The sequence below is a fragment of the Methylomonas sp. 11b genome (genome assembly GCF_000515215.1).
In the GTDB taxonomy this organism is placed as follows: Bacteria; Pseudomonadota; Gammaproteobacteria; order Methylococcales; family Methylomonadaceae; genus Methylomonas.
Genome location: NZ_KI911557.1, coordinates 1,772,168 through 1,793,764 on the forward strand (window position 1 = coordinate 1,772,168; position 21,597 = coordinate 1,793,764).

Annotated in this window: 40 protein-coding genes; 24 read left to right on the top strand and 16 right to left on the bottom strand. The window is 53.9% G+C overall.

All coding sequences use genetic code 11. From position 1 onward, the window contains the following. The 11 genes from METH11B_RS29100 to METH11B_RS0108470 form a co-directional block, all read right to left on the bottom strand. Positions 1 to 165: a hypothetical protein gene (locus METH11B_RS29100; RefSeq protein WP_155931100.1), complete on the bottom strand. Its 165-nt coding sequence runs from the start codon at positions 163 to 165 to the stop codon at positions 1 to 3. Continuing rightward, on the bottom strand, positions 162 to 1,601 hold the full coding sequence (locus tag METH11B_RS27735; RefSeq protein ID WP_026601643.1) for a phage head morphogenesis protein: 1,440 nt from the start codon (positions 1,599 to 1,601) through the stop codon (positions 162 to 164). Before METH11B_RS27735 ends, METH11B_RS29100 begins: the two co-directional genes overlap by 4 nt. A 1-nt stretch (position 1,602) precedes the next feature. Beyond that, positions 1,603 to 1,896 (bottom strand): hypothetical protein, encoded by a 294-nt coding sequence (locus METH11B_RS0108420; protein WP_026601644.1) that lies wholly within the window; start codon positions 1,894 to 1,896, stop codon positions 1,603 to 1,605. Then, on the bottom strand, positions 1,893 to 3,551 hold the full coding sequence (locus METH11B_RS0108425; protein WP_026601645.1) for a DUF935 domain-containing protein: 1,659 nt from the start codon (positions 3,549 to 3,551) through the stop codon (positions 1,893 to 1,895). The genes METH11B_RS0108420 and METH11B_RS0108425 overlap by 4 nt, the downstream gene beginning before the upstream one ends. Next, positions 3,551 to 5,098, bottom strand: a complete 1,548-nt coding sequence (locus tag METH11B_RS0108430) for a terminase large subunit domain-containing protein (protein ID WP_026601646.1) — start codon at positions 5,096 to 5,098, stop codon at positions 3,551 to 3,553. Before METH11B_RS0108430 ends, METH11B_RS0108425 begins: the two co-directional genes overlap by 1 nt. After that, positions 5,099 to 5,641, bottom strand: coding sequence for a DUF3486 family protein (locus METH11B_RS29105; protein ID WP_026601647.1), 543 nt, complete (start codon positions 5,639 to 5,641; stop codon positions 5,099 to 5,101). Between the two features lie 221 nt (positions 5,642 to 5,862). Further along, the gene (locus tag METH11B_RS0108445; protein ID WP_026601648.1) at positions 5,863 to 6,150 is read right to left on the bottom strand and encodes a VpaChn25_0724 family phage protein; all 288 of its coding nucleotides are present in this window, start codon (positions 6,148 to 6,150) and stop codon (positions 5,863 to 5,865) included. Beyond that, a complete protein-coding gene (locus METH11B_RS0108450; RefSeq protein ID WP_026601649.1) occupies positions 6,143 to 6,547 on the bottom strand; it encodes a hypothetical protein in 405 nt (134 codons plus the stop codon). Before METH11B_RS0108450 ends, METH11B_RS0108445 begins: the two co-directional genes overlap by 8 nt. Beyond that, the gene (locus METH11B_RS0108455) at positions 6,544 to 6,807 is read right to left on the bottom strand and encodes a TraR/DksA C4-type zinc finger protein (RefSeq protein WP_026601650.1); all 264 of its coding nucleotides are present in this window, start codon (positions 6,805 to 6,807) and stop codon (positions 6,544 to 6,546) included. Before METH11B_RS0108455 ends, METH11B_RS0108450 begins: the two co-directional genes overlap by 4 nt. A 65-nt stretch (positions 6,808 to 6,872) precedes the next feature. Then, positions 6,873 to 7,481 (bottom strand): hypothetical protein, encoded by a 609-nt coding sequence (locus METH11B_RS0108460; protein WP_026601651.1) that lies wholly within the window; start codon positions 7,479 to 7,481, stop codon positions 6,873 to 6,875. Between the two features lie 166 nt (positions 7,482 to 7,647). After that, positions 7,648 to 7,896, bottom strand: a complete 249-nt coding sequence (locus METH11B_RS0108470; RefSeq protein WP_026601652.1) for a hypothetical protein — start codon at positions 7,894 to 7,896, stop codon at positions 7,648 to 7,650. Positions 7,897 to 8,049: 153 nt separating this feature from the next. On the opposite strand from METH11B_RS0108470, the gene METH11B_RS0108475 reads away from it, so the two are divergent. Genes METH11B_RS0108475 through METH11B_RS0108500 form a run of 6 tightly spaced genes read left to right on the top strand, consistent with a single transcriptional unit; the run spans position 8,050 to position 10,159 of the window. Next, on the top strand, positions 8,050 to 8,658 hold the full coding sequence (locus tag METH11B_RS0108475) for a hypothetical protein (RefSeq protein WP_026601653.1): 609 nt from the start codon (positions 8,050 to 8,052) through the stop codon (positions 8,656 to 8,658). Next, complete coding sequence (locus METH11B_RS0108480; protein WP_026601654.1) at positions 8,651 to 8,992, top strand: hypothetical protein; 342 nt, start codon at positions 8,651 to 8,653, stop codon at positions 8,990 to 8,992. The genes METH11B_RS0108475 and METH11B_RS0108480 overlap by 8 nt, the downstream gene beginning before the upstream one ends. Then, the gene (locus METH11B_RS0108485; RefSeq protein ID WP_026601655.1) at positions 8,985 to 9,167 is read left to right on the top strand and encodes a hypothetical protein; all 183 of its coding nucleotides are present in this window, start codon (positions 8,985 to 8,987) and stop codon (positions 9,165 to 9,167) included. Before METH11B_RS0108480 ends, METH11B_RS0108485 begins: the two co-directional genes overlap by 8 nt. Further along, entirely contained in the window at positions 9,164 to 9,364 is a 201-nt protein-coding gene (locus METH11B_RS0108490) for a hypothetical protein (RefSeq protein WP_026601656.1), read from the top strand. Before METH11B_RS0108485 ends, METH11B_RS0108490 begins: the two co-directional genes overlap by 4 nt. Further along, positions 9,324 to 9,944, top strand: coding sequence for a DUF7338 family protein (locus METH11B_RS27740; protein ID WP_155931101.1), 621 nt, complete (start codon positions 9,324 to 9,326; stop codon positions 9,942 to 9,944). Before METH11B_RS0108490 ends, METH11B_RS27740 begins: the two co-directional genes overlap by 41 nt. A 2-nt stretch (positions 9,945 to 9,946) precedes the next feature. Beyond that, positions 9,947 to 10,159, top strand: coding sequence for a hypothetical protein (locus tag METH11B_RS0108500; protein ID WP_026601658.1), 213 nt, complete (start codon positions 9,947 to 9,949; stop codon positions 10,157 to 10,159). Between the two features lie 113 nt (positions 10,160 to 10,272). Here METH11B_RS0108500 and METH11B_RS0108505 read toward each other — a convergent pair whose 3' ends face one another. The 4 genes from METH11B_RS0108505 to METH11B_RS27745 form a co-directional block, all read right to left on the bottom strand. Next, a complete protein-coding gene (locus tag METH11B_RS0108505; protein WP_026601659.1) occupies positions 10,273 to 10,593 on the bottom strand; it encodes a hypothetical protein in 321 nt (106 codons plus the stop codon). A 41-nt stretch (positions 10,594 to 10,634) separates the two neighbouring features. Then, entirely contained in the window at positions 10,635 to 11,126 is a 492-nt protein-coding gene (locus METH11B_RS29430; RefSeq protein ID WP_026601660.1) for a hypothetical protein, read from the bottom strand. Between the two features lie 134 nt (positions 11,127 to 11,260). After that, on the bottom strand, positions 11,261 to 11,512 hold the full coding sequence (locus METH11B_RS28460; RefSeq protein WP_081733772.1) for a phage head morphogenesis protein: 252 nt from the start codon (positions 11,510 to 11,512) through the stop codon (positions 11,261 to 11,263). Positions 11,513 to 11,518: 6 nt separating this feature from the next. Continuing rightward, positions 11,519 to 12,223, bottom strand: coding sequence for a LexA family transcriptional regulator (locus tag METH11B_RS27745; RefSeq protein ID WP_081733773.1), 705 nt, complete (start codon positions 12,221 to 12,223; stop codon positions 11,519 to 11,521). Between the two features lie 57 nt (positions 12,224 to 12,280). Between METH11B_RS27745 and METH11B_RS0108520 the strand changes: the two genes are divergently transcribed. Next, positions 12,281 to 12,487 carry a hypothetical protein gene (locus tag METH11B_RS0108520; protein ID WP_026601662.1) on the top strand — a complete coding sequence of 69 codons (207 nt, stop codon included), beginning with the start codon at positions 12,281 to 12,283 and terminating at the stop codon, positions 12,485 to 12,487. 87 nt (positions 12,488 to 12,574) lie between these two features. Here METH11B_RS0108520 and METH11B_RS0108525 read toward each other — a convergent pair whose 3' ends face one another. Continuing rightward, positions 12,575 to 12,835, bottom strand: a complete 261-nt coding sequence (locus METH11B_RS0108525) for a hypothetical protein (protein WP_026601663.1) — start codon at positions 12,833 to 12,835, stop codon at positions 12,575 to 12,577. A 111-nt stretch (positions 12,836 to 12,946) separates the two neighbouring features. Between METH11B_RS0108525 and METH11B_RS0108530 the strand changes: the two genes are divergently transcribed. The 17 genes from METH11B_RS0108530 (at position 12,947) to METH11B_RS0108610 (ending at position 21,555) form a co-directional block, all read left to right on the top strand. Beyond that, entirely contained in the window at positions 12,947 to 13,423 is a 477-nt protein-coding gene (locus METH11B_RS0108530; RefSeq protein WP_026601664.1) for a hypothetical protein, read from the top strand. Next, positions 13,423 to 13,731: a hypothetical protein gene (locus METH11B_RS0108535; protein ID WP_026601665.1), complete on the top strand. Its 309-nt coding sequence runs from the start codon at positions 13,423 to 13,425 to the stop codon at positions 13,729 to 13,731. The genes METH11B_RS0108530 and METH11B_RS0108535 overlap by 1 nt, the downstream gene beginning before the upstream one ends. 2 nt (positions 13,732 to 13,733) lie before the next feature. Then, positions 13,734 to 14,657: a hypothetical protein gene (locus tag METH11B_RS29110; RefSeq protein ID WP_155931102.1), complete on the top strand. Its 924-nt coding sequence runs from the start codon at positions 13,734 to 13,736 to the stop codon at positions 14,655 to 14,657. Between the two features lie 3 nt (positions 14,658 to 14,660). Further along, a complete protein-coding gene (locus METH11B_RS0108545) occupies positions 14,661 to 16,424 on the top strand; it encodes a DDE-type integrase/transposase/recombinase (protein ID WP_026601667.1) in 1,764 nt (587 codons plus the stop codon). A gap of 1 nt (position 16,425) precedes the next feature. Continuing rightward, positions 16,426 to 16,731, top strand: coding sequence for a hypothetical protein (locus METH11B_RS0108550; protein ID WP_026601668.1), 306 nt, complete (start codon positions 16,426 to 16,428; stop codon positions 16,729 to 16,731). A 13-nt stretch (positions 16,732 to 16,744) separates the two neighbouring features. After that, on the top strand, positions 16,745 to 16,954 hold the full coding sequence (locus METH11B_RS0108555) for a hypothetical protein (protein ID WP_026601669.1): 210 nt from the start codon (positions 16,745 to 16,747) through the stop codon (positions 16,952 to 16,954). Beyond that, positions 16,951 to 17,199 carry a hypothetical protein gene (locus METH11B_RS0108560; RefSeq protein WP_026601670.1) on the top strand — a complete coding sequence of 83 codons (249 nt, stop codon included), beginning with the start codon at positions 16,951 to 16,953 and terminating at the stop codon, positions 17,197 to 17,199. The genes METH11B_RS0108555 and METH11B_RS0108560 overlap by 4 nt, the downstream gene beginning before the upstream one ends. Further along, complete coding sequence (locus METH11B_RS0108565; RefSeq protein ID WP_026601671.1) at positions 17,187 to 18,377, top strand: AAA family ATPase; 1,191 nt, start codon at positions 17,187 to 17,189, stop codon at positions 18,375 to 18,377. Before METH11B_RS0108560 ends, METH11B_RS0108565 begins: the two co-directional genes overlap by 13 nt. A 13-nt stretch (positions 18,378 to 18,390) precedes the next feature. Then, on the top strand, positions 18,391 to 18,603 hold the full coding sequence (locus METH11B_RS0108570) for a hypothetical protein (protein WP_026601672.1): 213 nt from the start codon (positions 18,391 to 18,393) through the stop codon (positions 18,601 to 18,603). Then, positions 18,603 to 18,848 (top strand): hypothetical protein, encoded by a 246-nt coding sequence (locus tag METH11B_RS0108575; protein ID WP_026601673.1) that lies wholly within the window; start codon positions 18,603 to 18,605, stop codon positions 18,846 to 18,848. Before METH11B_RS0108570 ends, METH11B_RS0108575 begins: the two co-directional genes overlap by 1 nt. Further along, on the top strand, positions 18,845 to 18,994 hold the full coding sequence (locus tag METH11B_RS29115) for a hypothetical protein (RefSeq protein ID WP_155931103.1): 150 nt from the start codon (positions 18,845 to 18,847) through the stop codon (positions 18,992 to 18,994). Before METH11B_RS0108575 ends, METH11B_RS29115 begins: the two co-directional genes overlap by 4 nt. Continuing rightward, entirely contained in the window at positions 18,995 to 19,291 is a 297-nt protein-coding gene (locus METH11B_RS0108585) for a hypothetical protein (protein ID WP_026601674.1), read from the top strand. Further along, positions 19,288 to 19,896, top strand: a complete 609-nt coding sequence (locus tag METH11B_RS0108590) for a DUF3164 family protein (RefSeq protein WP_026601675.1) — start codon at positions 19,288 to 19,290, stop codon at positions 19,894 to 19,896. Before METH11B_RS0108585 ends, METH11B_RS0108590 begins: the two co-directional genes overlap by 4 nt. A 2-nt stretch (positions 19,897 to 19,898) precedes the next feature. Then, entirely contained in the window at positions 19,899 to 20,033 is a 135-nt protein-coding gene (locus tag METH11B_RS29960; RefSeq protein ID WP_269319470.1) for a hypothetical protein, read from the top strand. Beyond that, entirely contained in the window at positions 20,033 to 20,503 is a 471-nt protein-coding gene (locus tag METH11B_RS0108600; RefSeq protein ID WP_026601676.1) for a regulatory protein GemA, read from the top strand. Before METH11B_RS29960 ends, METH11B_RS0108600 begins: the two co-directional genes overlap by 1 nt. After that, a complete protein-coding gene (locus tag METH11B_RS0108605) occupies positions 20,500 to 21,072 on the top strand; it encodes a Mor transcription activator family protein (protein ID WP_026601677.1) in 573 nt (190 codons plus the stop codon). Before METH11B_RS0108600 ends, METH11B_RS0108605 begins: the two co-directional genes overlap by 4 nt. Positions 21,073 to 21,177: 105 nt before the next feature. Beyond that, entirely contained in the window at positions 21,178 to 21,555 is a 378-nt protein-coding gene (locus tag METH11B_RS0108610; protein ID WP_026601678.1) for a hypothetical protein, read from the top strand. Positions 21,556 to 21,597 lie beyond the last annotated feature (42 nt).

Below are 21,597 nucleotides of genomic sequence, written 5' to 3' on the forward strand. Positions count from 1 at the left end.
CTAGCCGTCCACCTCATCAACATCGCCACCGCTCAGGATTTCGATAGCCGTTAAAATCACTGCGTCATCGGCATCCGGTAACGCTGCTCGACAACGATCAAGCCATTCCTCTTCGGGAAATGTCTGCATAATTTCGTGGATCACACTGTCGGTTTTATCCATCATTTTAGCCACCCTAACGTTCGAAAAATATCATCCATCGCAGCCGCTATAGGTGCGAAATCGTCATCGTCCCATTGCGAAGAAGCGTAAGCCGGGTGATTATGCGCGGTGATTTTTTTCACCTGCGCCAGCATCGTCGCATTGTTACTGCGCAGGGCTATCCACTGCGCATATGCCCTGGCCCATTGCTCCCACGGCTCTAAATAATACGCCGCTTTTTTGCGGGTAAAGCGATCTGCATGGTTGCGCAAAACATCATCCATCTTAGCTGTTGCCTGGCTAGATGCGATGGCCTCGCGCCACTTATCCAGCAACGCATCGTCTATTGATGCATACACCCCGGAACGCCCAATCGCATGGTGATCGATGTAATGGCCAATCTCGTGAGCGATGGTTAATTCAGGGTTTACCGATACCTTAGACAACGCAATGGAAATAGGTTTTTTGCTATAGCGCTCGTAAGTATACTGCCCTTGAAACCTAACGTTGGCACTGGCTTTTACCGGGATCGTCGGCAGATTTTCCACCGTATGAATAGCATCGATCTCGATCAGCGTGCGGCTGGCAGCACTGCGCGCAAAACCACTGCTTGGCAGCGTCAACGCATCGCTGACATGCGGTAATTTCGGCGCTGCTATCTTGGCGATATCGGCTTTAAAGGCGTCCGCCAACGGCTTGGGCAATGCCGCCACTTTATTATCGATAAACGGCTGCATGGACTTGCCGACACTGGCGCCGGGCGCATAGCCCCAGCCGTAATCAACACCCATCGGCAACACGTGTTCAATGCCGCGCCTATCCTTATATATATAGGTGCCGTCATCCGGTGGTGGATAGCCTTTATATTTCTCAGCACGCACCGCCCTTATTCGGCAACGACAGCCGAATCCATTCGGGCAAAAATGCGTAACAAACCAAACGTGCCCAGCCGGCAACACGGTGCCAGACCAACTTTGATGTATCAGGCGCGGATGTTGAACCGTATCGTTATGCACATACTCCCAAAAAGGTCGGCTTTTTAACAAATCCGGATCGTTTAGCTGTTGCCAACGCCCGGCAGAATAGCTTGCTGATAAATTGGCGTTATAGATCACCCGCGTGCGCCAATCCCGGCCGGCTTTTGTGCCTTTCCCTGTCCAGCCTTGCCAACCGTTTTTTGCAACAATGTTGTCAAACTCTTTGCGAAACCACTGGATTGACTTGCCCTCGGCGATCGCGCTGTCCACCGCGCCGCGCAGATCGTTGAGTAAATCCGCTTTAGCCGCACCGGCGACGACAAACGCCCGATCATGGGCTTCATTCAGAATATCGTCCCAACGCTCGGTTGGCAGATTCAGCTTTTGCCGGAAAAAATCGACTTGTTCCTGGAACGGCTTGTTGAATTTGCCATCGCCACGGGCGTTGAAAGCGACTTGGGTTGGTGAGAGTTTTAGCGGCAACTTAGCCTACCTTAGCCCTGACAAAACAGTCCTTCGCTTCCAATAGCTTCCGCAATCCGGCGGATTTTTCCGGTCCATCCGGCAGCGATTGATCCATAGCCAACGCAAGTTCACCAATCGGCTTAGAAACTACCTGCAAATGATCAGGAAGATGTTCAAATGCAAAATATTTCAAGATTGAGTTGTCACGTTGACGCGATTGAACTCGTTCGCGACCTAATAATGCGCAGGGCCAATCATCTTGGCATATGTCACAACCTGCACCGCAGTCTGGGTGCCTTTTTAGTTCGCTCATACCTCACCCTCCACATCAAACCTACCCGACAACTCCGCCGCTGCAAACGCCAAAGTCATCACATTGGTCAAACTGCTCTCATCCAAGTCGCCATAACTCGCCAACAGCTTATCCCGCAAGGCCTCCAGCGATTCCGACTCAACGGCCAATGCCGCCACTTGTTCCACCATCGTTTTTATCGATTCACCAGCATCGATCGCCAGCTGATCAGTCATGGCGGAAACAGGCGTAGGGTCGATATCGCCCAACTGGGCAGCGTTATCCGGCTGCCCAGGCTGGCTTGTCGTAAGGGGCTTACTGGCCCCTTTTTCGCGGGTAGTATTCGCAAATTTAGCCGCTAATGCAGCTAATGCCGTTGCTGCGGGTGCAGTCTGCCCGGTATCCGGTACTGAATTTGCAGCATTCAACTGCAAAATGGGCTCATCGCCCTCGGGCTCCGGTATTTTCAGCTTACGGTTGGCATAATTAACAGGTATTCTGACGCCGGCGCCGACCAATTTCGGCAAGGCATCGGCATACAGCGCTAAATCGTCCGGCTCCTGCGTGTCGGATACAAATGATGGGCAGCGATTGCTCTCAAATAAGCCGTTAAACATCGCCATTGGATAGACCAAATGACTAGACAGGGTTTGATCCAGCTGCGTGGCATCGTCATCGCGTATATCCAGCCGCACTTCATTATGTACGTCGCCCAAGGCCCGATTGCCGTTGGCTGCGGTGGAACTGGTCAACGTGCCGCCTAAAATCGCCTTGGATATAGAGCCTTCCGCCCAATCCATCATGGTTTTAAAGCCTTCGGCATTGCCGCTGGACATGACAGATTGCAACTCGACCAGCATGCTATCCGGGATAATCCCAGCCGCGTTGTGGCCTATGCTTAGCACGGCGCGCATTAAATCGCGCTTTTCTTCATCACTGGCGCCAGGCGGGTATTTACCAATGCGGATCGGCAGCCCGTAAATCTCCAAAAACTCAGCCAGGTCGCGCACGCTATAGTTTTTATACAGATACGGCCACGCTAGCGAACGGTAAAGCCCGGTGCGGGAAATGTAACCGGCGCGGGATTTATGCAAATGCACAATCCAGCCAAATGGCTGCAACGGCACACCATACGCATGCGAGTTGTCGCGCAATTGCAGGGTGTTGCGCTGTTCTGGCGGGCAGGTAAACCAGCTCGGGGGGCGGTGTTCCACCTGATTGGGATACCACTTGCCTTGCGCGTTGCGGCCCCAGCCTAGTTCGATACACGAATAACTGTGTCCTATCGCATCCAACGCATCCATTCTAATGCTGCCGATATCGACTTCATCGCGGATCAAGTCTTCCAGGATCTTGGTGTTTTTTTCTTCCTGAGAGGAGGCATTGCGCGGCGGTTCCAGGCTCCAATCCAGTTTTTTTACCGCCATTTCGCGCTTATGCATTTCCGCGTCGATATGCGTATCTTTCTCGCGCATATCCATAAATAGCTCGGCTTGGGCAATCATATTGCCTTGCTCCGCATCACGCAGAATCGTTGCCAAGCTGGCCGGAGTCAGGCCTTTAGAGGGATGATTGGCAAATTCGCGGTGCAATTGCGCCATTTCCGGCGCATCGGTCTGCCGTTCTTTCACTGCCGCTGTGGTTAATTTGCTTTTAAACCAATCGAGAAATTGCATTAGTACGCACCTTTGCGGTCAATTTTGAAATCGTCGTTGTCGCGGGAATAGCGTTCGTTTTTGGTGGGGACAGGGATGTACTCAATCACTTGCGCATTTTGCAGGCTGGCGAAATACGCCAGAGCTTTAGAAATAGCACTGTCGCCGTGGCGTTGGTTGCTACCGGTCTCAGTTTTAGCCTTAGGCAGCTTGATAATGCCGTTGATGACTTGCAAGGCTCGCAAGTCGTTAAGCTGGTCGGCATCGGCGGGCAGGGTTAGCTTGCCATCTTCCAAAGCCGCCTTAAATTTCGGCATATTCTCCAGATACCAGGCATCTGATAGCTTTATCTCGGAAATCCGTCCCGATCCATAGCGATGGCGCGCCACTTCCGCCAAATACATGCCGTTGCCGCCAGCATCCAACGCGCCGCCGATCAGGCGCGGCAAGCGGTCCACGATGTAAAACAAAATCTGTTCTTGCTGTTTGAACGGAATATTGCGCAGTTCCACGCTAAAAGGGATGGTCCGGTTCAGGTTCTGCTCGATTGCCATTGGATCGATGACGGTTAAATCGCCCAAGCGGCCAAAGTCCTCACCAAAAGCATGTTGATTTTTGGGGTCTAATTTGAGGAGCAACGGCAACAAGTTTTCATCACACCAATCCTTAATCTCGGCAATGCGTAGATGCTCAGGCCATTCATTAAAGCTGGCATCCTTCGCCAGGCGAATCACCGGATACGCCTTATCCATCCGCGCCTCGATCAACACCCGGCTAAGCGCCGAGCCGCCGGACTGGCTAGGCACACAAAAATACTCTTCGTCCGCCGCTTCCTTGCTGGGGGCATTGTCTATGGTCTTTTGCCGCCAGGCGGCTTCGGCTTCCGGGCTCCATTTTTGGCCGGTCACATAGCAAATGCGCTTGAATACGCCGTCGGCCAGCGCATCGTCCAGGGTGATGCGGTGCACGCTGTAGGGCTTTCGGCCTGCGCGGGCATCTTGCACATATTGGTTGTACTCATTATCGACGCCGTTATGCGTGCTGATGATGCGCACCCGAGCACCCCACATTGTTAACGCCATGGCGGCTTTTAACAATTCGTGCAGCGAATCATGAAATGCGGCCTCATCGATCACGACATCGCCCTGCATACCCCGTAAGTTGGAGGGCCGCGAGCTGAGGGCGGTAATTTTGAAGCCGGAATTAGGAAAGCGGATGGTGTACGACAAAATATCCTTGTTGCCGTCTTCGTCTTTAAAAATGGCTTCCGACACGGCGCCGGCCAGCTGATTGAAGGCTTTGGCAAACAAAGACGCGGCTGCGATATATTCCAGGGCCATTTCCTGCCGAGATCCGACATAGAACACGTTGCGACCGCCGCGACGTTTAGGCTTAGAAGCAGTAATAACGTTGCTTGCTGCCTCGGCCCAGGTAAGACCAGTACGACGGGACTTTTCAGCAATCTTCACCTCGCTTTCGTCTTCAAACCAGCGCGCTTGATAGCCCAGCAAAACGGGTTCGTTTTCTGGGAAATAATCGGCGGTTTGTAATTGCTCGATATCGGCCATTTATTTACCGATCAGGATGCGCTTAATCGAGGCTTCCAGCTCTTCGCTGATACCATCGTTTTTCAATTGTTCGGTCAGATCCTTGGCGGCTTCCTCGCGGGCCTGCTTGCGAATCAACGCATCGCGCGCTTCGTTCTTGCTCGCCGCGCTTTCCAGCTTCTCGATTGCGATCGCTAATTCCTTGATCGCGCCCGGGTGGGCCGGTTCTTCGTCTTCGGCCATGTGCATGGCGGTATCGAAAGCCAGGTTGCGTACGACCTCGTTCAACAGTTTGCCGGTTTGGCCTTGCGGCTCGTTGCCTAGTTTGCCTATCCACATGTCAGCAATGGCGCGGGATTGCGTCAGCTTGGCGCCGATCTTGTCCATCTTCACCGCATAGCGATTCACCGCGCTTTTGCTGACCGGTTCCGCGCCTTGCTCGGACAAAATAGCGTTGATGCGCTGGGTTGCGTCCATTTGCGTGATGCGTGGATCGCGCAGCAAGGCTTGCAGCTTCTCAAGGATGTCGGCGGGCAGGGTTTCGATGGTGGATGCTTTAGCCATTATTTAAATGTAAATAGACAAACAAGAAACATCACCGGCCACGCACAAAGAATGGTGACCGCAATAAAATCAAACATTGCGCCGGCCTCGGATAAACAACCTAATCAAAAATTCACGGTTGGTTTTCATGATGTTTGGATAGCCGTCAAAATATTCATCGACGACAAAATCCAAGACTGCGCATATGGCACCGGAGCCAATGGACAGAATTAACAGCTGAATCACGCCGGCCTCGACCGCGCAATGCCAGGAACAACTGATAATCCGAGAGCAACATCTACTCCTTCGCTCCGCAGCAACGCGACCGTACAACCCGGCAATGGAGTAGTGGCAACCAAGTCGAGCCGCTCTAGCCAGGCTAAATCGTTGCGAACAACTGCCAAGCTAACGCCATGATTTTGCCCGATCAGCAATTTATGCAGTATGTCGTCGTTGATGCTGTAATCTGGATCTTTCTCTAATATCTGTAAAATCGCCAGGCGGCGAGCTTCGGTGGTTGCGTCAGCCATGAGACTGCCCCTTATTCAGTTGTTTTAACTCGCCCAGCACTTGCCCCAATAGCAATTGGCTCTGCTGGGATGATGTTGCAATATCGTCTATCCGCTCGTGGATGCGGACGATCTCGTTCCGGGCTATCTCGCGCTCCCGGTCAAATTGTTCGCGGGTGGGGATGGCTTTTACTTCGCCTTCCAGCCGCGCCATGCGCTCGGATTTAGCGCTGATTTCCTTGTCTACGTCGCTAAAGCGGTTGTTTACATCGCTAAATCGGCTATTGACGTGGGTTTGCAGATCAGTAATCGATTTAACCGTGGCCCGCTGGTTACGATCCGCCCGCACATACACAAACACGGCAATGCTGCCCAGAAAGCTCAAAATGCTGAGTCCCAGCTTGATCCATTCGATCATCGGTGGCTCCTGTCTTTCAATTCCGCTTCCCTTGCGCAATCGACGCATGTTCTAACGCCCGGCAAAGCCTGTCGGCGTAACTCCGGGATCTCGGCGCCGCATTCGTCGCACCACTCCGCCGACACCGCATCCGGATCAATCGCATGTGCTTGTCGGTGCTGCAACAATGCCAGGTCAGTCGTAAACTGCTCGGCGTGCAATCCCTTGTCGTCTTCCGACATGTGTTCGTCTGGGTTTAATAATGTTTCCAGGCCTTTCATGAGGTTCCTTTTCGAAAAGGGCCGCCGCAACGGCCCTAATGTAGATTGCGTAGCGTTATAGCCGGCTAATCTGCCGCTCCGGTTGCGCCATCGCCGTCAAACGTTGCCTCCGCGCTGCCAGTCTCAGACGCGGCATTGACCGCTACCACCTCCTCAGTAGCGCCGCCACCCTCACCGGTTACCGCAGCAGTGCGCGGCTGCACGTCCAAAATCATTAGGTCAAAATGATCGGCTTCGTTCGCCTGGTCATAGATCAGGAATTCGTATTCCTGGTAGATCTGCCGCTCAGCGTCGGATAAATCCGCATCGGCAGAGACCACCAGCTTGGCCTGGCCTGCGCCGACAAACTCGACTTTGAATAAGCCGTCTTCAGTCGGGGTGACTTTCAGCACGTTATCATCGGTAGAGATCACGGAAATAGCGCCGTCCACCGCCGCCTGTACGCCGGATGGCGTCAAGCCCACCAGCGAAATAACGATATAAGCCGTCAATAAACTAAATTTCTTCATTGTGTTTGGGTCCAAAGGGATGATGTAACCCGCTGGGTGCTGGAGTTTTGCCAACACCTGTACGGGGTGATTTCTCCGGGCGCGCCGTTGTAACTGCACATCCAGAAAAAACAGACACACCACGGCAATCACCGTGGCATTAAAAATAGAGATCAGCGTTTGCATCGGCCTACCCAGCCGCCAAGCGCTTAAATTTGCGGTCTATGCCCACATAGCCCATGCCGTTGGTGACAATCATCACGGCGCTGTCTACGTCGAACATGCCCAATGCCAGGCCCCGCCACACCGACGATGATTGCGCCCCAGCCGGCGGTTTTGGTTACCCAGCTTTTCATCGTGCCAACCTCGCTAACTGCAATACGCGGCGGTGAGACAAGCCGCTATTGATGACGGACAGCCATGCGTCGCTATACGCCTCGTCGGCATTCGCCACGTCGTCCAACGCAGCATCAAGCTGTTTTTGGTAATAACACACATCATTCTTGGCGACTTTTAGCCGATGCATGACGCCGTTAAATTGCGACCGGGCAAAAGTCGCCTTAATGCCCGCTTGTGCCAATTGGTTTATCAATGCCTGCATAGCAGCTCCAAAAAAGCCCCGTCGCCGGGGCAGGATAGGAAGTAACAACACACCGCTTTCGGCCAGTGCGGGGACAGTATGCCTAACGCCAAACCCGCCCAGACTTAAACCGCTTTAATTCGACTGAGCGCCTAATCAACTGACAATGCGCCCATGCAAAAACGTGATTTCATTCAGCAAGCCGTGTTGACCTTCCTGCCGCAAACCCGCCACGCCGAGACCGGCAAGTGCGATGTAGACCTGGCGATTGCCATGTCTGAAAAGCTATGGGACAAGTTGACGTCGCGCGGTTACGGGGAGAGCAAGCCCAGCGGCCAGCGTGAAATTCTCAAGGCCTATGACCAGCTGGCGAAGACGCCGACCATGAAAGCCGCGTTCGACTTGTTCTGGGCCGCGTTTGATTACAAGCAAGGCCGGGATCGGGCCGCGGCCCGTTGGCTACAGATGGGGTTTATCGAAAAAGCCGAAGTCGATCAGATCATCCAGGCGGCCAAGCGCGAAGCCGCTGCCCGCAAAAACCTGCCGGAAGGCCGTGTGGCAAAAATGGCCGAGGGATGGTTGACGGAAAGGCGTTGGCTAGACAGCGTCGCCACCAGCACCGACACCGCCGCCAAGCAACAAAACCAACGCGAACAGCAATTACGCCAGATCAATCAGGATCTCGCCCACGCCAAACGCATGGCCGACGACACCGGCGACGACTATTGGCACAACGAAGCGCACAAATTAACCGAGCAGCTACGGACCTTACGAAATGACTGAGATTTACGTGGAATATGCCGAGACCACCGGGCGGCTTAAGCTGTACGACACCCCGGACGGCTACGAAAAGCGCAAAGAATATCAGGCAGTGATGCAAGTACTATGGATTAGCAGCACCATGGTGCTGCTGCAAGACGCCAAGGGCGAGCTAAGCAAACGTGCGCTGCTGAAAATCTCCCAAAAACTTTACGACAAAGGCATAGAGCGAGTGCAGATCGTCCGCGCCAAAGGTCGCCGCATGTCATGGGGCGAAATCATTGAAAGCAATGACCAAGAAGATGTCTACCTGGTCAACCTGCTGGAAATGCGCCACAGGGGGCTGATAAATGCCTGATTGGCAAGCCCGCGCCGAGCGCACCTATCAGGCCATCAAAGCCTATTACGAACAGCGTGGCGGCACCAAATGGCACGAAGTCACTGCCGATCCGCGCCTATTCAACCGGGTATGGCGCAACATGCTGCGCCTGCCTAAAGACGACATGCCGCCGCCGGCGGCGTACAGGCAATGAACAAACGCGGGCCATTGGCAGAACTGCTGCTGTTGCTCTGCGCGGTCGCCGGCTTTGCGGCGTATTTTTGGGCGCTGACACAGGCCGCTTTTTTGGGGATTGATTATGCATTTCATCGCATTACTACTGGGCCACATGGCAGCTGGCTATTTTTTATTGATACATCAATTTTTGAAATGGGCGGGCTGGTGTTTTAACCGGCGCGAGCCAGTCAAACGCTATGCCCTGCTCACCGTGCGCATCGGGCAATGGTTGCTATACCTGCCCCTGCATATCCTGTTGGTGGGCCTGCGCTATCCGCTGGCACCGATTGCGGTTAAATATTTCAGTACGCCAAATAAATTGAATCTGGTCTGGTGGTTACGCTGGATGGAGACGCCCGATAACCCATTGACTGGCGATCCGGGCTGGCAAACCGAGCACATCAAGCCAGGCAGCGACCCGCTCAGCGATGAAAACCGCACGGGATGGCTGGAAAGGAACGGCTTTGCGTGGGTTAACTATTTTATTCTCGGCTGTGCCGCTAACGTGGTATGGATAATTTGGCATTATGATGAGCAGAATAACCGGTGGTTTTGGGTGCGCCCCGACGGCTATTGGATGTTGCGCACGTTTATTCCGTTTCCGGATGTGGTGATATTCAAAGATGGCCGGCTATGCTGGACCCCAACCGAGCGTTATTTGAACGTGTATTGGGGCTGGTCGCTGTTTGGTGCGGTTGAGGGGCGGCACAAATTCACCTTCACCACCCGCATTAAAAGCCAGCGGCCGGCGTAGGTATGGCTAGGTTATGGGTAACGGCATTGCTGTTGCTGGCGGGATGCGCCCATCCGGAGTGCACCAAAACCACCGTGTGGCAGGTCACCCCGCATAAAGATCCCGTGCATCCAGTGCCGCCGCCCAAGGGCTGGATTTATGATGCTGGCTGGGCAGATTCCGGCGGCTTGATCTACACTCAACCCGCCGGGGATAGGGTAATACAAGACCCCTAGCGGGGAAATAGACCTGGCCGGTGATTGGATCGGCAATGAGTCCCCGGTGTTTAATCACCCATCAACTAAAATGCATAGGATGTGCCGACGTCAGGAGGCGCATCGGTCGCGAACTAATTTTTTTTAAACCAACTCTTGGCAGGATCGGCATACAAATCGCCGATAGACACTTCAGCTTCTGGCGCATCCGGGACTGATGGTTTTTCGACTGTCGGCGTTTTTGGCACAACAGGCAAGGGATTAGCCGCTTCTTTATGTGCTACCACATTACTAGCGTTTAAGGTTTTAAGGATGTCTTGTAAAACCTTAGTTTGCGCATCCTGCCGCTGTTTAATTCCAAATACCGCAAACGGCAGCAATGTCCAGAGAATCACCAAGAACACTAAAAACAAAAATCCAAAAATACCAAATGAACCGACGATAGCAGTATCCATAATCAACCCTTATTTGACTGACAAAGATTTATCTTAGCAAATCAACTACAGTACGAATGATCCACATATTGTTTTTTGCCACTCCCGCTCAGGGTGTAGCAGCCGCCGCGCGGGCCTAGATGGTAATTGCCGCTACCGCTGGGCGTGCTGGCGGTTCCCGCGCCAGATCCGGCACTGCCGGACGAATGCCGACGGCCTGTAGAATTGCGCCGTTTGGTGATGCCAGATGATGAACGATGGCCTCTAACATCCATAAACCCGCCGCAATCGGCGCGCTCCCATTTATCCTTGGCCTTGCTGTCTGCCGTGGTTTGCCATTGCATATTGGCCGGGGTATCGGGGCCGCCACAAGCTAAGGGCTCGACATGGTCGATAACATAGCCAGGGCACGGGCCTTTCGTGCTGCCGTTGGCAGGGCATGGATTGGCGTATTTAAACGCGGCTTTAGCAGCATAGCTTCTCTCTTGTCCCGCTTGGGACGATCCGACCGTAGTTGCCAGTAGCAACACGGTCATCACAAAACGCAGCGTCATTTAACCTCCTAGGTAATAAAAAAATAAAACGGCTATGTCATCACCACTCATGCATGGACGTCATTCCCCGCCCAATCACCGCCAATCCGCGTGGGCACATAAACCGTGTCCACCCTATAGGACTTATTGCGGCATTACGTGTCAGGCGCGATCTGCCCGGTGTATTCGCTCGCCCTCACTGCCGTCACTCGACACCGACATTCCCGGTCAAGCGGCGGAAAGTGCGTATCCCACCACGGATCATCATGAGGCAATACCAAGCCGTCCCACTGGGTATGGCATGGCACAACCATTGTTGCGTTGCTGATAAATTTCCAATACGGGCGCGACTTCAGCAAATCCGGGTCTTTTAGTTGTTTAAGGCGGTTATTTTTGTAATCGTCCATCGCAAATCACCACTCATGCATGGACGCCACTACCCGCCCAATCACCGCCATATCCAGCGACTCGTCAGATAGATCTACCTGGTACGGCGGAAAGCCGGCATTAAAGCTGGCGACCTGCACCAGACCATGCGGCAACAGCTGCAAATTCTTGACCAGCAAATGACCATCCAGGCGCAGGACGTAAGTTTTACCGCTGCTGATTTCCGTTTGGGCGCGATCCACCAAGACCAAGTCTTCGTCTTTTAAATACGGCTCCATCGAATCGCCCGATACATCGACGATTGCTAAATTAGCCGGCGATAAGCCACGCGCTTTTAGCCAGTCTCGGCGAAACGAGAGCGGGCGGGATTCCTCGTCGATTGGCGCAACCTTTCCGGGTCCGGCTGCGGCTTGGACGTTGAAATGGGGGATTTCCGCGTATTCACCATTAGTGTACTCAGCGGTCTTTTCCCTGACAGGCTTAACGCTTCGTTTATTTGTCAGGATATATCCCACATCAAGGCCGGCTTCAATTGCCGCATCGATTAATTCTTCATAGGGAATCGAATCAGTATTTTTGCGGTTTACAAGCACTTGCGGGCTTATCCCTATTGCATCGGCCAAGGCTTTATCAGTCTTGCAACTAAAGCTTTCCTTTGCGCGGCTTATCACGCTCGCAAAAGAAAGTTCATGATTTGTTAATTTGTTGCTTGACATAAGTTCACGATACATTAATAATTAACACAACATTTACTAAAACATAACCCAACAACAAAACCAGGACTCCCCATGGCAAGCACTAAAACCATTGAGCAGTTTATGGCCGAACTAGAAGCGCGGGGCGAAACCGTCGTCGAGTGGGCGGAAAAGCATGAGTTTCCAGCATGGGCCGTTTATCGATTAACAGCGGGCCTAAACAAAGGCAAGCGCGGCCAAGCGCATCGAATCGCTGTCGCCATGGGCATTAAAGCCGACCCTAACCAACAAGCCGCCTAGGAACCACCATGCTCAAACACCCAGGCTTTCACCGTAACCGTCAGCGCCAACTGGCACAGTCTAAAACCGCGCCGGATGTTTGGGGCTTTAATCCGTCTGCTCCGCCGATTGGCGAAACGTGCGCATGTCGTCCAGCCGATCCAGTAATTCAGTCAGCATGGCCCGGCTCGCCTGAGTGCAAATCGGCCGATCAGGAATGTTCCGACTCTGCGCCGTGTTCCGGAGTTGATCGGTGAACACTGCGCCGTCCATTAGATCGCTCATTTCCAGCCTGGCGGCCAAGGCCAGCGTGAAGTGCGCCAGTGCATCGATCCGGCCGGCGAGTGCTTCGTATTGTTCGTTGTTCATGTGGTTTCCCCGAGTTGATTTAAGTCGGGTTCATTTTGCGATTGTGCAAGACGCTTGCGCAATATGCAAGACGGGTTTTTGTTTGGATGCCGGTCTGGAGGGCTTGCGCCAATGAGTAGACAAAATTGGAAGGCCGTGCGGCCACTGGATTTACAGAGCGCCATGGAGTGGTGCGTGAAGTTCGCCAAGGCTAAACACAACCGCAGCATGGACACCATTGCGGACCTGATGGGCGTCAATAAATGGACGCTCTACAAATGGGTTGCCGAGGCGGATATGCCGCTGCGATTGATCCACAGTTTCGAACATGCCTGCGGCATTAATTACGTCTCGCGGTATCTGGTCGAGAGTCGCGGCCAAATGGTTGTCGATATCCCGCGCGGCAAGAAATGCGGGGCCGGCGATGTTCACGCCTTGCAAACCGCTTACAACGCCGCCGTCGGCGAGCTGCTGAAGTTTTACGAAGAGCTGGGCGATGTGGATGAAACCCTTGCCGCGATGCAAACCGCTTTGGAGCAAACCAGCTGGCATCGCGGCAATGTCGAAAAATACCGGCAGCCGGAGCTGCCGTTTGATGAGGAGGATTAATGGAACCCGCTAAACAACGTATGAGCGGCAGTGCTATGAAGGTGTTTAAGGTGCTTGATGTGCTGGAACGGAATTTCGTACACGGTTTTGCGCCTACCGATATTGCTACTGAAACCGGCTTTACCCTGTCGGCGATCAATGGCTACGTCAACACGCTTATTGAAGCTGGCAGGGCCGAGCGTATCCAGGAAACAGGCCGGGTTCGGGTTAGCCACAAGGCAGCACAAAAAGCCGTACAGATCTTGCACTCGCTAGATGAGGCCGAGCGCAAATTAACCGAATCACGTACCCGCATTACACGAGGCTAATCATGGCACGCACAACCAATCAGACTGAGGTTACACAACACATCACTAACGATGCAGACACACCAGGCTTGCCGACAATGGCGGATGCATGGAACGAGCTAGCCGTGATCGAGCAGGAAACCAATCAAAACGCCATCGCCGTAGCACGTCAACTTGGTTATGACGGCACGCTTAGCGTTGGGGCATTGGAAGATGAAATTAGGTTTTATCAGCGCCGTACAGTTGAAGGTGTATTGGAATTAGGAAAACGTCTGCTAGTTCTGCAAGAACTAACGCCTCATGGCGAATTTATGAACCGTGTCTCGTTGCTTGGAATTGATCATAGCCTGGCTAAAAAATTCATGAAGGCCACTTGGAAGTTTGCAAAGTTGGAAACGTTTCCAACTTTCAAGATTGGCAGTCAATCTAAGCTGTTAGAGCTTTTAGTCCTAGATGACGGCGAAATCGAGGCCCTGGAATCCGGCGAATCTGTTCGCGGCGTCACCCTGGATAAAATCGAAACCATGTCGGTATCCGAGCTGAAAAAAGCGCTGCGCGATGCCAACGAACGTATCGAAGCCAAAGACCAGGTCATCAAAGACAAAAGCAGCAAGATTGATCAGCAAGCCGAACAGATCGCCGGCCTGGATAATCGTAAACAAAAGCCCATCAGCGCCGACCAAGCCTTGATCGACGCCCGCAGCAATCTGCAAATCACTGCCGTCAACCTGAAAATGGAAGTGGCCTCCAGGATGATGCAGCAAATCAAAACCTTGATGGCCTTGGATGCTTCCCAGCGCCAATACGCGGCGGCGTTGATTATCGAGGTAAAAACCGAGCTGGATATTCTGATCGGCGATTTTGGCCTGCCTAGCGCGATTGATGAAAACCCCGTGCCGGAATGGATGCGCGGCACCGAGTTTGATCCCAATAAGGCCGAGGCATAACCCATGAGCGCCGCGCTGACTGAACGACTGGTAATGATTGCGCATACCGCAAGCCTGGCGGGCCACGGTCAGCGCGGGAAGATTATCAAAGACGCCGCCGAGGAATTGGGGATAAGCACGCAAACCTTGCACCGCAAGCTGGGTCAAGTCGCCGTGCGGCAGCCACGCAAGCGGCGCGCCGACCGGGGCGATATGGCCCTGAGCCGTGACGAAGCCAAAATCATCAGCGGCTACGTGATGGAGCACATCCGTAAGAACAACAAAAAAACCAAGTCGATACAGCAGGCAGTCAGCGAGTTGCGGGTTAACGGCGAAATCGTTGCCGGCCGTATCGATACTGAGACCGGTGAAATTGCCCAGCTGTCCGACGGTGCGATTCACCGCGCGCTGCGCAGCTACGGCTTGCATCCGGAGCAACTATTAGCCACTGCCCCGGTAACGACCATGATCAGCAAACACCCAAACCACGTCTGGCAATTAGACGCCTCGCTGTGTGTGCTTTACAAGCTGCCGGAACACCCTGGCTACGGCATCACCGAAGTGGACAGTGTGGACCGCTATAAAAACAAGCTGGGGAATTTCGCCCGTATCGAACACAAGCTGGTACAGCGCTATCTGATTACCGATCACGCCACGTGCTGTGTCTTCATCTGGTACGCCATGGGCGGCGAGAGCACGGATAGCCTGTGCCGGTTGCTGGTCGAGGCCATTCAACAGCGCGGCCAGTTTCCGTTTTATGGCATTCCGCACATGCTGTACGTGGACCGGGGCAGCGCTAACCGCTCGGCGATCTTCCGCAACTTGTGCCAGGCCCTGGGCATACGTCTGGAGTTCGCCCAACGCGCCCGCGCCAAAGGCCAGGTCGAGAAAATGCACGACGTAGTCGAGCTGGGTTTTGAATCCGGCCTGAAGATGGCCGCCGACGTGAGAGACGTGGACGCGCTAAACCGTATGTCGCACCAATGGATGCATTGGTTTAACGGCACCCAAAAGCACAGCCGCCATGGCATGACCCGTTATGCCGCTTGGCAGTTGATCAAGCCTCACCAGTTGTTGACCACCAGCCTGAGCACTGACGAGCTATTGCTACTGGCGAAAGAAAGCCCTGTCGAGCGCAAAGTCACACCGGGCCTAACCGTTAACTTCGATAGCTACGAGTGGAGCGTGAAAGACATCCCCGGCGTGATGGTGGGTGAGCAACTACTGATTACCCGCTGCGCGTTCGAGGCCGATGCTGCGCATGCGGTATTGCACGACGAACATGGTCGCGAGGTATTCCACCAGCTGCCCAAGGTCGAGAAAGATGCGACATGGGGCTGGCGAACCGATGGCGCGGTATTTGGCGAGGAGCACAAGCGCTTTGTCGATACCCCGGCCCAAACCGACCTTAAAGCCCTGGAGCGTCTGGCGATGGATGCCGAGACGGATACCGAAGCAGAGACCAAGCGCAAAGCCAAGGCTGTGCCGTTTGCCGGTCGTATCGATCCTTACAAGCAAGCCAAGGATTACCAACACCCGGCCTATTTCCCGCAACGCGGCACCGATGCCGAACTGGCAACGCCCACCCGCGAGCTACTGCGCATGAACACCGTGCAAATGGCGAAATGGCTGGCCGGCCACTTGGGTAGCGAGTATCAGCCGAGCATGTTGGCCGACTTAACGAAAAGGTTTCCGGACGGCGCGACCGAGCCGGAATTGGAACAAGTATTGGCCGATCTGGCTGCGGGCCGTTCCGCAGGCGGCAAGGCTAGATTGCAGGCGGTGTGAGATGGATAAATTTATCGAGAAGTGGAAATGCACAGAGTGCGCAGGCCCTGATTACCCTTGCTTTATCGAAATTCATTCTGGAGGTAGTGAGCCAACGGAAGATTTTAAAAAAAGATCGAGATTTTATAAGCGGCATTGTCCCGCTGATAACAGCAGGTTTCCGCAATGGGAAAAGGTTTTGAACGAGCAACAAAAAATCGAAGTGAAACAACGCAACTGCGAACACGTTTGGCAATGGAATCCAATCGCCGGTGATGGTCGTTATTGCATGAAATGCGGTAAGAGCGAACTTACCGACGATGACTAATCGAGGAGGAAGTATGCAAAGAACAGAAACAATAATCTGGATACCGGTCGGCGAACGCTTGCCGGATGATGAAACAACGGTGCTGGTTGACCACCCGGCTTTTGATGAACCGGTCTGGTTGGGTTATCACTGCGATGGCATGTGGTTTACCGTCGATGGCAATCCGCTGCCTGCTGGCCTGGTCAAGGGCTGGTCTGATATGCCGATGGGGATGTCGATATGAAAGCCTTTCTGATCATCGAAGACAACCCTGATGTGCCCGGCGGTATCCAGGTCAACGTGATGCATCAACCCACGCAAGCCGAGATCGATGCCGGTGTGAATACTCGCAGCACCGTCGCCGGCATGATGGCGAAAGAGGCTTACGACCATATCCACGAAATCGTCGATACCGCCAACCAGCTGGCTGCGAATGTGCGGAAACGGGTGGAGCAGCGGAAACCGGAGCAAAACCAATGCTTGCACTAAAACGCTTTCTGCAACAGCACGGCATCAAGCAAGCCTATGTCGCCCGTAAGGCCGGCATTAGTCCTGCGACGATGGCGCAATTGCTGAATAAGGAGATCTGGCCGACAACGCCTGCGCGTCATCAGTTGCAAGCCGAGATTGCCAGCGTGCTGATTAAGTTGGGTGTTGAGTCTGTGGACTTGATGCTATTTGAAGCCGTCCCGACTGCGCCAACAGCCGAGACAGCAAATGAAAACGCGGATAACGCCGCGCCCACACTGACCGAGGAGGTCGCTGACATGTTACTACGAAAACAAACCCTATCGCCACAGGCCAAAAAAGCTTTCGGCCTGTTTCGCGATCCCTTCACCGACGACGTGCTGGAGCCGACGGATTTATTCATGACGCCCGACGCCCGCGCCGTGCGTGAGCATTTGTGGAGCACGGCCAAGTTCGGCGGCTTCCTGGCTATCGTCGGCGAGTCCGGCGCCGGTAAGTCTACGTTGCGCGAGGATCTGGAAGAACGTATCCACCGCGAGAACGCGCCGATTGTGGTGATGGCGCCTTACGTGCTGGGCATGGAAGACAGCGACCAGAAAGGCAAACCGCTTAAATCCGCCAGCATTGCCGACGCGATGATCCGCGCCCTGGCACCGCTGGAAAACCCCAAGCGCACGCTGGAGTCCAAAGCCGCCCAGCTGCATAAGCTGCTGAAAGACAGCCGCCGGGGTGGTAACAGCCATGTGCTGATTATCGAAGAGGCCCACGGCTTGCACAAACAAACCCTCAAGCACCTGAAGCGCTTCCTGGAGCTGAAGGACGGCATGAAGCCCTTGGTCTCGATCATCCTGATCGGCCAGACCGAGCTGAAAACCAAACTCAGCGAGTCATCGCCCGACGTGCGGGAAGTAGTGCAGCGCTGCGAGCTGGTGGAGTTGCCGCCGCTAGATGCGCATTTGGAGGGCTACTTGCGCTTTAAATTCGAACGGGTCGGCGCGGATCTGGCTGCGATCGCCGATCCGACCGCACTGGATGCGATCCGGGGCCGGCTGATCTTCAGCAAGTCCACGACCAAAACCCGCGAAACCGTCAGCCTGATGTATCCGCTGATGGTTAACAACCTGGTCACCGCTGCGATCAATCAAGCGGCGTTGCTGGGCTTCGATAAATTGACAGCCGATTTGATTCGGGAGGTGTGAGATGAGACGTGTAATGCCTAGGATTTATGACCCGGTCCCTAAGTTGCTGCAAATCCAGGCGGAAAAAAACGCCAGGATTGAAGCGTTCCAGCGCTGGGCCGACGAACAGCGCAGCAAAAAGCACGATGTATCGGCGGAGTTGGGCGCATCGTATTTTTCGTTTGGCATCACCCTGCTGATACTCGGTGCAGCCGTGTGCGGCATTATGAAAACCGGAGGCCTGTAATGGATGCGGCATTGTTGATCATCGGCCTGGTGATGGCTGGCATCGGTTACGGCATCGGCTTTTTTAGTTGTGCCCTGCTGTCAATGGGCTATGAATTGGAAGGCGAGGCCGCGCGGCATGTGCCGGCCTGCGCTGTGATTGAGGCGCTTAGCAAGCAGGTGCGCCGCTACCGGTTGGCCGTGGTGTGGGTGTTTGTGCTGATGTTTATTGCGCTGTTGCTGGCGATTGGGAGTAACTGGTCATGACTGACAGCGACCAATTAAGCCAGGCTCAAGTGGCAGAGCTGTTAGATGTTAATCGCCACATGCTTAGCAAGGCTGCGCCGTATCTGCCCGACTTCCCCATCGCCCGGCAGGTTGGCGGCCGGCGCCGGCGTTATCAACGTGCTTAGGTGCTGGCCTGGGCACAAGGCCGAGATGTTAAAGCCCTGGTCAGTGCCGGCGGCTCGCAGGCCCGTGCTGGCGGGCTGGATGACGAATCAACCCAGTTTAACGCCCGCTGCCGGGCATTAATTACCGGCGCGTTCGCCCCGGCTGACCAGCGCAGCCGCACCGAGTTAAAAAAGCTGGTGGCGCGGCAATGTCATAAGCCGGGCAAACGCTTAATCGTCACTATCGTCCCCGATTGGATGCAAGACCAACGCGGATTCGAAACCCCAAAAACCAAAATCATTGAGAGGCATATATGACCACCACCACCGTTTACCGTCAGGACAGCTACGGCCGCCAGGTGCCGCAGGACCGCATTCCGCCAATCGATTTGTTGCGCGACGATACGGTAAAAGCCATCGTCACCAACGCCACGGCTTTGCAAAAAGAAATGCAGGCCTGGAAGCATCAAGTGCTGGCCGACATCACCGCGTTTTGCCAAATCTCCGCCGAGCAATACGGCGTTAAATGGGGCGGCAAAAAGGGCAACATCAGCCTGGTCAGCTACGACGGCAAGTACAAAGTGGTGCTGGCCGTCAGCGACAACCTGGCATTTGACGAGCGCTTGCAAGTGGCTAAAACGCTGGTCGATGAATGCATCCACGAATGGACGCAGGACAGCAATAGTGAGATCAAGGTGTTGGTTGAACATGCTTTCCAGACCGACCGCGAGGGCAAGATCAATACCGGCAGAATCTTTAGCTTGATGCGGGTGAAGATTGAGCACCCCAAGTGGCTAAAAGCCATGGACGCATTACGCGACAGCATCCAAGCCACGTCGACCAGCCAGTATTTGCGCTTGTACGAGCGGGTTGGCGAGGGTGACAAGTATAAACAGATCTCGATGGACATTGCGGGGTTATAGCCATGGACGAATTTGAAAAAAGCCTGATAGCGGATTTCATCAACGAGCAATGGCTCTTGTTCTTAAGGTTCTGCGCCGAGCGCGATCTGGATGAAGATGAAGCCGAAGCGATAATCAAAAAGTTGACGGAGGAATGATGCAACACAGCAACCGTACCCAACAATTTGACCGCAAACACTTTTACACCTTGCTGGCCGTCGGCAAGGCCGAGCTGGGCTTTGATGACGAGTTTTATTACGGCATTTTCCTGCCCACCCATGGCGCCACGCTGAAGGATGGCCGCTATTCAGCGACCACCATGAGCAATACACAGTTGTTTACCGCCCTCGAGGACATGCGCACCAAGGGCTTTAAACCTAAGCATAAAAGCGGTAACGGTAATGGCAAGCAAAGCCGCGCCCTAGCAGACGACGGCCAAAGCCGGAAGATCCGCGCCTTGTGGCTGGAGCTGCATACGGCTGGCAAGGTGCGCAATCCGGATGAATCGGCGCTGTGTGCTTATGTCAAACGCCAAACCGGCGTAGAGGCGTTGCAATGGTTGTCTAGCGATCAGGCCAGCAAGCTGATCGAGTCGTTGAAAAAGTGGCTATCCAGGCCGGCAAAATGATTACTGCGGCGGACATTCTAAGTGATCTGGAGGCCTACACCTTTCGCCGGGTGTTGGCCGCCGGTCATCCGGAGAAAACCGCTTTGGCCTGTTCGCGGGCCTTGTTCGACTGCTTGTTTCTTAACTTCCGCAAGCAGTACATGTACGTGCCCACGACAGACAAAGCCGCGCAGAAAACCCGCTACGAAGAGATCTGGAACGCGTTCACTGGGCACAACCACGCCGAGCTGAGTATGCGGTACCGGCTCAGCGTGCCACAGATCTACAGCATTACGAAATTGATGCGGGCCAATAACATCCGTCAACGCCAGCACGACCTGTTCCCGCTGCCGGACGAAGAGGCCGACAAGCCGTTAACGCTGGTGGTACTTGAGGACTACCTGCCCGCCGATCTGGAACGCGCCGGCCTGCCGCTGGAGCTTGCCATCCAGGTTGCAAGTGAAGTGGCCATCCACCTATGCGCCACTTATCCGGGCATTTCGGTACGCATGACCGAATCGCTGTGGCAAAAACGCCAGCAACCGGGCAATGATGATTTGTTTGGCTCGGACGAAGCTGAAGCGATTTAAGGCCCGAAAAGCGCTTTAGGCGCTGTCGTTGTCGGCGCATGGGCTTTAAAATCGCGCTATAAAGGCCATAAATCGTTTATAAACGTTTTCAGAATAGGAATTAGAATGCAAGATTACGACTTTTCGATTAAGCCCGATGGCAACGGTATTTATCCAGTGTCTAAAATGAGCCCAGAAGAATTAGAACTATATCAAGCGGCCTATCGGAAAAAATACATTGAGCGTCATTATCGATTTAACAGATCTCGCGATAGAAAATCATTTGCTGCTTGGTTAGCCGCCCGCCCGCCTTCTAAAATTATTAGCTACAGCATGTCGAACGACGTGGCTATGGATTTGGAAATCTGGATAGAATGGAAAATCAACGGCCAGAGATTTTGTTTAATTCGGAATATTGATTGCCAGCAGTATCAAGATTGGAGAAGATTCGTCGCGTTCGTAATTAAAGAAATGCGCTATCAAAAGCGCATCGCAACCAGTTAGTAAATTCGCTTGTATTAAACCCCTTTAATCCCCCGCCGTAAC